Below are 11,352 nucleotides of genomic sequence, written 5' to 3'. Positions count from 1 at the left end.
CCGTTCTTGTTTGACTGACAATATATTAGATTCTTCTGAGTCCTTTTGTCAAGCGTGATTGAGATGCTCTTACCCTGCAGTCCGGATGAGAATGTTCAACTTGTTTCGGACAATCCTGTTGCATTGGTTAAGGAATTGAAAAAAGAAACGGGTAAAGACATCTGGCTCTGCGGTGGTGGCGCTTTAGCGGCAACTCTTTTTTCGGAGATTGACGAGATGATTGTCAAGTTGAATCCGCTAGTTATCGGAGCGGGAATTCCTCTTTTTTCCGGTGCAATCGAGCCGACAAATTTGGAACTTGCCGATCGCAAAATCTATAGCAACGGTTTCATGTTGCTTCATTATCGAGTGAAGCATTAGCAATCGCGACTTTAGGCGCTGCAATTACTGGGAGCCAAAAAGGACTGAAGTGTTTATTACACAATGATTTTTTAGGAATTACACAAACGCTGAATTTTTAAGGGTGGTTAGCAAAGCGGTTATGCACCCGGCTTTTAACCGGTACCAGATAGGTTCAACTCCTATACCACCCACTCTATCGATTTTAGATTTTAGATTTTAGATTGAGGGAGATCTGTGAGATTCTATATTTTAGATTGAAGGGCATATTGTTGCATAAGAACTGCGGCTTTTATCTGCGTTCATCTGCTTGATATGCAATTATCTGCGGTTAAAAATCACAAAACTTGGAAAGTGCGGCTGTGTGGACGGCAACTGGTTTGGAATACCAGGGTGCAGCGAAAGCTGTAGAGGTTCGACTCCTCCACTTTCCTTTTTAATCATTAGTCATAAGTCATTAGCCATCAATAATAGGCTAAGGACTAAAAACTCATGATTAGAAACCAACAACAACTCTTAGAGGAGAATCAAATGTAATGTCACGCACCAAATTTGAACGGAACAAACCCCACGTCAATGTCGGTACGATCGGTCACGTTGACCACGGCAAAACAACCCTAACAGCGGCGATTACAATGACGCTGGCTGCACAGGGTCGGGCCAAGGCTAAAAAATACGATGAAATCGATGCTGCACCGGAAGAAAAACAGCGGGGAATCACGATTAATACGGCTCACGTTGAGTATGAAACTGGCGATCGCCATTACGCTCACGTTGATTGTCCGGGTCACGCTGATTACGTGAAAAACATGATCGTGGGTGCCGCTCAAATGGATGGTGCAATCCTCGTCGTGTCGGCTGCAGATGGTTCGATGCCTCAAACTCGCGAACATATCTTGTTAGCGCGGCAAGTGGGAGTGCCGAAGCTGGTTGTCTTTTTGAATAAGAAAGATCTGGTGGACGATGCGGAAATTTTGGAGTTAGTCGAGTTAGAAATTCGCGAACTTCTCAGTTCTTACGGTTTCCCGGGCGATGATATTCCAATTGTCGCAGGTTCGGCACTGAAAGCGCTGGAAAAGATGACTGCTAATCCGAAAATACACCGCGGCGAGGATGAGTGGGTTGATGGCATTTACAATTTGATGGATGCGGTAGATGACTGGATTTCTACGCCCGATCGCGATATTGACAAACCTTTCCTGATGGCTGTTGAAGATGTGTTCTCGATCAAAGGTCGGGGAACTGTCGCAACTGGCAAAATCGAGCGGGGTAAAATCAAAGTCGGCGATACTGTGGAATTGGTGGGAATCCACAACACTCGCACGATAACTGTTATCGGTGTTGAAATGTTCCAGCAAATTCTGGATGAAGGAATGGCTGGAGATAATGTCGGTTTGTTGCTTCGCGGCATCCAAAAAGACGAAATTGAACGGGGTATGGTGCTTGCTAAACCCGGTTCTATTCAACCTCACATTGAATTCGATTCTGAGGTTTACGTGCTGTCGGAAAAAGAAGGCGGCCGCCGGACTCCTTTCTTTGCGGGATATCGCCCTCAATTCTACGTGCGGACAACGGATGTTACAGGTACGATCGCATCTTTTACCGCTGATGACGGCAGCGCCATCAACATGGTAATTCCGGGCGATCGGGTTAATATGACTGTGAAGTTGTTGCAGCCGATCGCGATCGAACAAAATATGCGTTTTGCCATCCGCGAAGGTAATCGCACTGTGGGCGCCGGTGTCGTCTCCCACATTCTCAAGTAGACGCTTTCGGAACCAATTAGAATCAGTAGGGTGGACCAAAGTCCACCTTACTCCTGAATTCACAGCAAGTTTTTCAGTGTTGATGCAGTAGAGCGCCAAGATGGAGTCAAGCGAATTGTCGAGATTGGAGATGGCCAAGTATCAGATTTGGTTGGGTGGTCTGCCGGACGTTTTGCACAACTCTGGGGAGGTGCTTGAGGTCGATCGCGCTTAAATGAAATATGGAATCAGGGCGATAGAACTTACATTAAATATAGGAGTAAGGGCGATCGCCACAAATTTATACAAAAATAGTTGAGTTTTCAGAACAGTTGTGTTATAATAGCCTAGATGCGGGAGTATAGCTCAGTTGGTTAGAGCAGGTGACTCTTAATCTCAAGGTCGAAGGTTCAAGTCCTTCTACTCCCATCCCAAATAACATACTACTCACAAGGCTTTGAGACTTTAAACTGTCTCTAGTATGTCATTTTTCGCCCATTTTGCGCTCACGATAGCAGCCAATGGCGGTAGCGGTTGGATTACAGTGAGTGTTTGCGTGGTCGGATTTTTAATGTCAATCGACCCGCCCGATCGAGAAAAGTGCGATCGCCCAAGCTATTTTTAAACTGAATAACAACAGGAAATGGTGATTAGCTATGATGGCAAGTCTCTCGGCGCGCTGCTATGGGGGCGAGCGCGATTTAGATGCGATCGCCCATTTAATCAATACTTGCGAAGAAGTCGATCGGCTCGACGAAGGTACTTCCATTTCGGAATTGCAACAAGAATTTAACCAACCGTCGCTAGACAAAGCCCGCGATATCCGCCTTTGGGAAGATGTGGAGGGAAAATTAATCGGTTTCGCTCGGTTGTGGATTTCTGAACCAGGGGAAGTAATTGACGGTTGGCTGTGGTTTCGCGTTCACCCCGACGCGCGCGGAGGTGATGTGGAAGCAGCGGCGATCGCCTGGGGTGAAGTGCGGATGCGCGAAGTGTCTGCGATGCGGGGCGCGCGCGTGAAGCTGCGAACCTACGCGCGCGCTGAGGATTGCGATCGCATTTCTGTGCTGGCAAGTTGCGGTTTTAAGGTCGATCGCTATTTTTACCGAATGGCGCGATCGCTCTCTGAACCGATCCCAGAACCGCAATTCCCCGAAGGTTTCGCGCTGCGTCAGTTCCCCGGCGAACAGGAGGCGGCAGCTTGGGTAGAAATGTTCAACCAGTCGTTTATCGATCACTGGAATCATCACGATTTAACGGTGGATAAATTTAAGCACGAGTTAGCTAAACCCGATTACAGAAATGATTTAGACTTGATTGCTGTTGCTGATGACGGCACATTTGTCAGTTTTTGTTCCTGCCTGATTTGTGTGGAAGAGTGCGATCGTACCGGGCGCAATGAAGGGTGGATTGCTTGTCTCGGCACTCGGCGCGGCTTCCGCAAAATGGGATTGGGACGAGCGATGTTGCTGGCTGGTTTGCATCGACTCAAAGCTGCCGGTGTGGCTACTGCTATTCTCGGCGTCGATGCTGAAAATTCCTCAGGTGCATTGCATCTTTACGAGTCGGCTGGCTTCCACAATATTCGCGATAGCATTTCTTATGTTAAGGACGTTTGATCGATGTTACAGTTCGCGAGCGCGCTTTGACCCAAGAAATCGGATTTTTTAAGGAATCTGCGGGTTGCAACGAAATATTTTGGTGCAAAAACCCGGTTTTTCGCCACTCGTGTAAGTTTTATCTAAAAAACTTTTGCTACCCCCTTGACACCAGTGTAGTATGTATGTAGTATTTAAGTATGGAAAGCGCAGGACAAGCAAAAACCTGTATTTTTCATGCAAATTCTGAACCTTGACAACTAAATATTACTCAAAATTTCAAGGAACATCAACTTGAAAGTCTTGCAATACAGACTTGATTGTCATGTTGTTACTTTATACGAGACTGTTCGGTTACAAACTGACTCGGTCAGAGTCAGATGTTGTACTAAATCAGTCTAATTTCAACGAATTTCCTGCGGATTCAGAACAGACAAGCTCTGCCAGATTTCAATCAAGCAAAAAGGCTGAGGAAATCCGCAATATCAAACAAGCTTATCATTTACAGCGGCGCTTCTTTCAGTAAAGATTATCGGATTTCGTGAATCTTTACCGATACTGGCAATTTGCTAAGTCTCACAAAAAGCCAAAGTCGAGAGCAGATAAGCTACCAATCCAACATCCAAAATTGCTCTAGGAGGTATCGGTAATGGTTCACATTCGTTTTGAAGGACGTTCCTATGACTTGGCGGAAAACCAACTGGGTATCGCGGCAGGAATGAGCGACAAGGCTATTAAGGAACGTCTGGCAAAGCATTTTGATGTCAAGGGCGACCGCTTCGAGTCTTACGTGCTCGATCGCCGTCCCAGCGGTGATTTAATTGTCCGCCCAGAAGCCGTTTACGGCTAGAAATTCACTGAAGGCACGTATTAGAGAGCGCACCCCAACTAAAGAAGCTTACAAACTGGAAACGTTCGACTTAAAATCGAATTGTAGGTTCAATTCCTACTTGCCGTGAGGCTGAAAAAAAGCTTCTCTGACTTGTGCGCTGCCTTTTATAGCGGAATTTTTTATATCTATCGGGCATTTAAAGGTTCCACTTCGCGCCCCAACAAAGGAAGCTTACATACTAGCTCATTGGTAGAGCAATTCCCTCTTAAGGAAAAGGTCGCGGGTTCAACTCCTGCGTATGTGCCAACGGCTTTATTAACTTGCGCGAAGTGACTTTTAATGCTATAAAAAGCCAAAATAATTTAGCAATTTAGAATAATCACAAGTCAAAAATTTCTAGTTTATAGATTAGAAAAATTTTGTTCCGCACCCTAACGAGTGAAGCGAATACACACATTCTAATCGATTGGTCGCAGGTTCAAATCCTGCCAGCCCCGTTTAAGGGGCTGTAGCTCAGGGGTAGAGCCATCGGACAGTCAAAACGCTTTGCTAACTTGTGCGGAACATCTCATATTTATAAAAAGTTAGATATAAAAGTGGTGTGTGAGGAGACTTAAATTATGATCAAAAAAACTCTAATTTACCGATCGCCCAAAGAGATAGACAGTCTAATTCATGCCTTCCAAGAAGGCAGCTTGCCGCGAAGTCAATGGACGCACGAAGCACATTTAACGGTTGCTCTGTGGTATCTGTTTTATGACTCGGAGCAAGAAGCAATCAATGCGATTCGCAATGGGATTCAACGTTACAACTCGGTTCAAGGAATTGAAATCACACAAAACAGTGGGTATCACGAAACACTAACGCTGTTTTGGGTGCGAACTATTCGCCAATGTCTCGCCGATGAAAGCCAAAATCGGTCGATCGTAGATCTGGCTAATGGTTTGATTGCCAAATATGCCGATCGCACTTTACCATTTCGCTATTACACCCGCGATCGCCTGATGTCCTGGGAAGCTCGACAGAACTGGGTTGAACCTGATATGAGAGCAATGGAATTAGAAAGAGTTTCTCTCAAATAGTTAATTGAAAATCGCAGTTTTTGCCGCGCCCCAATCGCGAGAGCTTAGATACAAACCCTATTTAGGTTTACCAAAAAAAGCTCCCCAAACTTGCGCGGTGACTTTTTAAATTCACTCGCTAACCTGCAACAACTGCCAACCGCCGATTTGGAATACTTCTCAAGTCCAAAATCCAAAATCAATAGGAAGGTAAAAACAATGAATATGAATACAGCAGAACGCGATTTGCGTTTGGAAATGCTCAACAGTCTGCTCACCACTCCTCACCGTGTATTAGAAAAAGTAGCAGAAATTCACAAGTTAATTATCGAATTAGACCCCATTTTTTACGGTCATTTAGCAGTGTGGTATCAACGTCACGGCGACGTGCGCGATCACAAGGAAGTTTTTGCCGGAAATTTGCTGACTTCGGCGCTGACGGAACACCGAGATGCCGGTTTTATGATGCTGCAAGAGTTCCCTCCCTACGAGGTTTCGCGGATTGTGGACTTTATGAAGCGGCACCAGAATAAGGTGCCTCGCAGCGCGCGCACTGCTGTCACTCGCTATCTGAAATCGCGGGAAAAGAATCCGCAGTTTTTCGATCGCGCCGCCATCCGCAACCGGAAGGCGATGAAGCATTTGTACGCAACGCTGCACGTCAAGCCGAGCGATCGCGCTAATGCTATCCTGTTTAAAGACAAGCCGCCGGAAGACTCTCTGGCATTCGTTTTGAAGCAGTTGGCGAAGGCCGCGACACCTGCGGAACAGGCGAATTTGATTGTTGAGTACAAGATTCCGTATACGATCGCAGTTGGTGCGCTTAGACAGCTAACGCCAACAGTTTTGGCCGCGCTGATTAACTCGATGTCGCCGCAGGAAGTCATCAACAATTTGAAATCGATTCAGTCGCGCGGCGCGATGGATCACCCGGAAGTCAAGCAGTTGATTGACTCGAAGCTGGATGAAGCCGCAAAGTGCGATCGGGTTTCTGCTTACAAAGCGAGTGTTGCGGGCGCGGGCGCGAACTTCGACGCAGCAACGGCGGCGAAGCTGGAAGCGGTGACAAACGAACAGGTGAAGAAGCGCGGCAAGATTGCGAAAGCAACCGGTTTGTTGATTGACAAGTCTGGTTCGATGGAAAGTGCGATCGAAGTTGGGAAGCGTCTCGCTGCTTTGATTTCCGGCATTTCCGAGGCTGCACTGTTCGTTTATGCCTTTGACACGATACCGTATCCAGTGCAAGCAAACGGCAGCGAATTGACTGACTGGGAAGGCGCTTTCAAGCACATTCGCGCTGGCGGCGGCACAAGTTGCGGTTGCGCGGTGGAAGCAATGCGAATTAAAAAGCAGGTTGTCGAGCAATTCATTATGGTAACAGATGAAGGCGAAAACGCTGCACCTTATTTTGCTGATGCTTATCAGAGTTACTGCCGCAGTTTGGGGGTAATTCCTGATGTTGTGATTGTGCGAGTTGGTTCTTGGTGCCAATATGTCCAGAAGCAATTGAAGGACAAACAAGTATCGGTGGAAACCTTTACGTTTGCAGGTGATTATTACTCCTTGCCGAATTTAGTGCCGATGTTGAGCCGTCCTTCGCGGCTGGAATTGTTGATGGAAATTCTGGATACGTCGCTGCCTGTGAGGGATGACAAGTAAAATGTAGGGTGTGCACTGCACACCTTACTTATTATATAGCCAAAATTTGCACCGATCTGAAGGACAAGACACTATGAAACTAGCGGAAGCTTTAATTTTAAGAGCTGACTGTCAAAAAAGAATGGAACAACTGCGAGACAGATTGACAATAAGTGCTAAAATACAGGAAGGAGAAGAACCTCCAGAAAATCCCCAAGCACTCATTAGCGAAGTAGATGGAGGGGTGCAAGAACTCGAAGACTTAATTAAGAAAATTAACAAGACTAATTCGCTGACAACTCTGGAAGATGGAGTTAGTTTATCGGATGCTTTAGCCAAAAGAGATGCTCTCGCGCTTAAGCGTGGCATCTACAAGTCTTTAGTTGACGAAAGCGCTGTTAGGCAAGACCGCTATAGTCGATCGGAAGTCAAATTTTTCAGTACGATCAACATTGGTGAAGTGCAAACGCTAATGGATCGAATGTCTAGACAGTATCGGGAGTTAGATACTAAAATACAGCAAGCAAACTGGAATACTGAACTTATCGATTGAGCAAGTTGGTAGCCAATGCAATAGAAGCGAGCACAACCCCCCAACTGCTGGCATGAGGGGTCATGCTAAAATCTCACAAATTAAGCCCAGTATTGTTACAAGCGTACAGGGCATTGTTAAAGTTACTACCGCGTGCAGGTCTATTGATATTGGTGAGGGTGGGTTAGGGGTTTCTTGCTCAATTGCAAAAGGTATCTGGAATTCCATAAGGCTGTGAAGCTGTTAAAATTTCGATTTTTTTCATCCTCAACCGAAAGCGTTTTCCCTATTTTAAATTATTCTCTAATTTGCTCGATAATTTCTTGTAATTCTGGATTAGCGATGGATGACACTAATTTTGAATCCGCACCAGCCAAAGCAGCGCGCAACTTTTCCGCACTGAGTGCAGGATATTTCTCTAACACCTGCTGTTGAGTCCATCCCGCAGCAAAGAGCCCCAGCAAAAATTCTACAGACAATCGAGTTTCTGGCGCTGCTGGTTGACTTGTTGAAGCTTTCGAGTTTGGATGAATGAGCTTTCGCCAGTCCATTGTTTTACTTAAACGATTTGGGAAGATTCCGCCGATTATACTGCATTTGGGTACAGTAGAAACACGGATATCGTTGACTGATTGTGTAACATGATACGGCAGGTAATACCATTTTAGATTTTAGATTGGGAATCACTGATGCCAACCAGGGTTTGGAGTTTGGTGACAGTGGCATTTTTTTTGAGCGGGTGTCATTTCCCGATTTTGCGATTAAATTGTTATTACGATCGCAGTACAGCACTTTCTTATAGACTAGAGTAATGGGGTAGCGACGGGGCGATCGCCCTTTTTCCTTTTGTCCGTTTCAATACCAAACTGCGTAAGCGTTGCCCGCCCCTACGGGGGCTACGCCAACGAAGAGGATCGCACTAAATCTAAACCCACTGTCTAACGGACTGTGCAACCCACAATACAACTACTTTAACTTCTTAAAACTATGGGAAAAAAGTCGAAAGCCAAAAAATCCCAGGTCAAAACATCCAGTTTGCTCTGCCAGCGACTGCAAGAAGCTCTCGATCGAGGCAGCAAAGTTTGGATTAAAACAAATAATAGCAGTTTCGGCGGCATCCCGATTAATTTGTTCGGGGAGTTTTTGGAACTTTTGGTGATAGTTCCCCCTAACGAACAGGCGGAACATATCGATGCTTACGGACAAGTTACGTGGCTGATTCGACTCTCTGATATTATTGCACTCGCTTACCCTACTGAATATTGGTCTAAAGATAGATTAGAAAGTTTGCTGCCACCAGATGCAGTTACTTCCGAAGTAGGAGATTAACTGCGTAGGGTTTGCATTGCGTACCCTAATTTTAGCTGAGTTGTATTTGGTATGGTGTGCAGTGCACACCATACGTTTACTATTTTTTAAGCTGTTTGAGCAGCCCACATATACACCTGTTCCACCGATTTTTAGCAGTTTAATTAGTTGTTGCAAGCTGAAAGCTGCACTTTACAACTGCCACCCTCTAGTTCGCTGCAACCGGCGAGAGCTTGAGCTTCTGCTGCTGCTTTATCGTCGCCCCAGCCCGCACCGGCTCCTCCTTTGCCTACTGCGATCGCTCCACAATTATTACTATTAGATGTCAGGGGTTCGCAGTCGTTCGCACCTCCGCTTTGTTCATTGCAGACGGCTACTGCTGCGTTTAGTGCTTCTTTCTCTGTCGCATGATCCCAACTAATACCAGTGGCGTCAGAAGTCGGAGAATAAGCAGTAGCTCCATAGGTATCTTGAGCTTTAGCTACCTGGACTGAGCCAAAAAGAGGAAGTGTCAAAGCTGTGACTACAACCCACTTAGAAAAAAGCTTTTGCAGCATATTTACTTAAGATATTTACAAGGTTAAGTTGCGAGGTTCGCTCAATATTAGATTAGGAGATTAATTTCTGTCAATAGTGTTGAGTAATCTTTAGATTTTCTTAAATTTAAAGTGTCTTAGGTAACAAAAAGTAAGATAACGGAGGTCAATTCAGTGGCAGATATCCGCAAAATCCTCAGCCAACTCGCTACCCAAGAAGGGAAGCTACTCGATACCCAATTCCTGGCTCCTTGCGTGCCCGGGGGGAGCGTGCGGACAAGGGTTAGCTCAATGGTTTATACTTTTCAACCGCAGCCACGCAACTTTGAAGGATGGGCTATTTTTGGGCCAGTAAATGAGAAAATTGCTGCGGTAATTGAGGAGCCGAGTTTGGCGCAAGTGGCAGAGTATTTGCAACTCCTCCTCCCCGTTCGCTTGCACTTGGCTTGCCTGCTGCAAGGGCAAACGTGGCTGGCTTATCCTGTTAACGAATCGGATGCTAAACAGCGCACGGGTGTTGCGAAACCCGTACCAGTTCATTTAGTAACAGAAGGTTCGCAGTTTGAGCCGATTGTTGCGCGGTGGGACGGTCATTGTTTGTGGTTTGAAGAAATTGACAGGCGCGCCGATCCGCTGCAGTCTGAGAAGTTGAAAACAGCTTTAAAAAAGTTGATTTTGCCTCAAGAAGTTCGCTTTAAAGGGATGACGCCGGAAATGCGAACTGTTTACGAATTGGTGTCCCGAAATATTAAAGATTTCGATCCGAAAGTGCGGGAAGAAAAGCGCTTGCAGCAGGCGCTAAAAATGGGCGGCGGTGAATTGCGGGATTTTTGCGATCGCGAAAATTATTGGCTGGTTGAATGGACTAGCGGAACGGGAGAACACCACACTTCTGCGATCGCCAAAACTGACTTGACAGTTATGAGTGCGGGCATTTGTCTCAGCGGATTGGACAAAGACTTCGACTTGCATTCATTGGTTGGAGTCGTCGAAAATCGCTAATTCTTGATTACCATGAGCATATTTTTTCACGAACAACTTTACAGAAGTGCCGCAGTGATGTCGCAGATCGAAAATTTTCCGGTAACGGTGTGCGGCGCGGGCGCTTTGGGTGCGAATATTACAGAAAGTCTGGCGCGATCGGGCTTTTGTCAGTTAAAAGTCATCGACCGCGATCGCATCGAGGAACGCAACCTTTCCACTCAACCCTATTATCGATCGGACATCGGCGCATTCAAAGCCAAAATTCTCGCCAACAACATCTACCGCGCTTTGGGAGTCAGCATTGACGCGCACTCAAAAGAATTGACGCCCGCAAATGCCGATCGGCTGCTGGCCAACAGCGCCACAGTCATCGATACTTTTGATAACAGTATCGGGCGGCAAGCAGTCAAGGATTACTGTGCGAGTGCCTCCCTTCCATGCGTACACGTCGGATTAGCTGCAGATTACTCGGAAATAATTTGGAACCAACACTATCGGGTTCCTTCAGCGGCGAATGATGACGTTTGCGATTACCCGCTGGCGAGAAACTTGGTAGTGCTGACGGTTGCAGTTGCCTGCGAAGTAATTGTTACCTTTGCTGCTACCAAAGAGCAACAAAATTTAACTTGCACGATTGGAGATTTTGCAGTAAAGCCACTTATATTGTAGAATGTCGGTTGACTGTTGCCAGAAACCTGGTCAATCAAGATTGGATGCCCCCATCCTATAAACCCGGTTTCTCACCCTCAAACAATCGTCCAACTTGCAAAAAACGCTTG

At 46.1% G+C, this 11,352-nt stretch carries 13 protein-coding genes and 4 tRNA genes; 15 read left to right on the top strand and 2 right to left on the bottom strand.

Annotated elements, in window-relative coordinates:
- Positions 1-63 precede the first annotated feature (63 nt).
- The 12 genes from QUA45_RS04085 (at position 64) to QUA45_RS04035 (ending at position 7,766) form a co-directional block, all read left to right on the top strand.
- On the top strand, positions 64-360 hold the full coding sequence (locus QUA45_RS04085) for a dihydrofolate reductase family protein (RefSeq protein WP_333219602.1): 297 nt from the start codon (positions 64-66) through the stop codon (positions 358-360).
- Between the two features lie 101 nt (positions 361-461).
- Positions 462-533: transfer RNA gene (locus QUA45_RS04080), tRNA-Lys, on the top strand.
- A 155-nt stretch (positions 534-688) separates the two neighbouring features.
- Positions 689-773, top strand: a tRNA-Ser gene (locus QUA45_RS04075).
- Between the two features lie 102 nt (positions 774-875).
- Positions 876-2,105 carry an elongation factor Tu gene (tuf, locus tag QUA45_RS04070; protein WP_333219600.1) on the top strand — a complete coding sequence of 410 codons (1,230 nt, stop codon included), beginning with the start codon at positions 876-878 and terminating at the stop codon, positions 2,103-2,105.
- A gap of 57 nt (positions 2,106-2,162) precedes the next feature.
- Entirely contained in the window at positions 2,163-2,303 is a 141-nt protein-coding gene (locus tag QUA45_RS29075) for an ATP-grasp domain-containing protein (protein WP_445304954.1), read from the top strand.
- A gap of 136 nt (positions 2,304-2,439) precedes the next feature.
- Positions 2,440-2,513, top strand: a tRNA-Lys gene (locus QUA45_RS04065).
- A 227-nt stretch (positions 2,514-2,740) separates the two neighbouring features.
- On the top strand, positions 2,741-3,703 hold the full coding sequence (locus QUA45_RS04060; RefSeq protein ID WP_333098109.1) for a GNAT family N-acetyltransferase: 963 nt from the start codon (positions 2,741-2,743) through the stop codon (positions 3,701-3,703).
- A 628-nt stretch (positions 3,704-4,331) separates the two neighbouring features.
- The gene (locus QUA45_RS04055; protein ID WP_333098110.1) at positions 4,332-4,532 is read left to right on the top strand and encodes a hypothetical protein; all 201 of its coding nucleotides are present in this window, start codon (positions 4,332-4,334) and stop codon (positions 4,530-4,532) included.
- Positions 4,533-4,747: 215 nt separating this feature from the next.
- Positions 4,748-4,820, top strand: a tRNA-Lys gene (locus tag QUA45_RS04050).
- 314 nt (positions 4,821-5,134) lie between these two features.
- Positions 5,135-5,596: a hypothetical protein gene (locus tag QUA45_RS04045; RefSeq protein ID WP_333098112.1), complete on the top strand. Its 462-nt coding sequence runs from the start codon at positions 5,135-5,137 to the stop codon at positions 5,594-5,596.
- 198 nt (positions 5,597-5,794) lie between these two features.
- A complete protein-coding gene (locus QUA45_RS04040) occupies positions 5,795-7,234 on the top strand; it encodes a hypothetical protein (protein WP_333219598.1) in 1,440 nt (479 codons plus the stop codon).
- A 73-nt stretch (positions 7,235-7,307) separates the two neighbouring features.
- Entirely contained in the window at positions 7,308-7,766 is a 459-nt protein-coding gene (locus tag QUA45_RS04035; RefSeq protein WP_333098116.1) for a DIP1984 family protein, read from the top strand.
- Positions 7,767-8,041: 275 nt separating this feature from the next.
- Here the strand turns inward: QUA45_RS04035 and QUA45_RS04030 are convergent, their stop codons facing one another.
- Positions 8,042-8,296 carry a DUF433 domain-containing protein gene (locus tag QUA45_RS04030; protein ID WP_333098117.1) on the bottom strand — a complete coding sequence of 85 codons (255 nt, stop codon included), beginning with the start codon at positions 8,294-8,296 and terminating at the stop codon, positions 8,042-8,044.
- A 436-nt stretch (positions 8,297-8,732) separates the two neighbouring features.
- Here QUA45_RS04030 and QUA45_RS04025 point away from each other — a divergent pair, with 436 nt between their 5' ends.
- The gene (locus tag QUA45_RS04025; RefSeq protein ID WP_333098118.1) at positions 8,733-9,074 is read left to right on the top strand and encodes a hypothetical protein; all 342 of its coding nucleotides are present in this window, start codon (positions 8,733-8,735) and stop codon (positions 9,072-9,074) included.
- 143 nt (positions 9,075-9,217) lie between these two features.
- Here the strand turns inward: QUA45_RS04025 and QUA45_RS04020 are convergent, their stop codons facing one another.
- Positions 9,218-9,610, bottom strand: a complete 393-nt coding sequence (locus QUA45_RS04020) for a DUF4189 domain-containing protein (RefSeq protein ID WP_333098120.1) — start codon at positions 9,608-9,610, stop codon at positions 9,218-9,220.
- 153 nt (positions 9,611-9,763) lie between these two features.
- On the opposite strand from QUA45_RS04020, the gene QUA45_RS04015 reads away from it, so the two are divergent.
- Together QUA45_RS04015 and QUA45_RS04010 are read left to right on the top strand one after the other, a co-directional pair.
- Positions 9,764-10,591, top strand: a complete 828-nt coding sequence (locus QUA45_RS04015; protein ID WP_333098122.1) for a hypothetical protein — start codon at positions 9,764-9,766, stop codon at positions 10,589-10,591.
- Positions 10,592-10,603: 12 nt separating this feature from the next.
- Positions 10,604-11,242, top strand: coding sequence for a ThiF family adenylyltransferase (locus tag QUA45_RS04010; protein WP_333098123.1), 639 nt, complete (start codon positions 10,604-10,606; stop codon positions 11,240-11,242).
- Positions 11,243-11,352: the final 110 nt, after the last annotated feature.

Origin of the sequence: Microcoleus sp. Pol12A5 (assembly GCF_036701435.1) — a bacterium.
Taxonomy (GTDB): domain Bacteria; phylum Cyanobacteriota; class Cyanobacteriia; order Cyanobacteriales; family Microcoleaceae; genus Microcoleus.
This window is presented reverse-complemented; position numbering and strand designations above follow the sequence as displayed.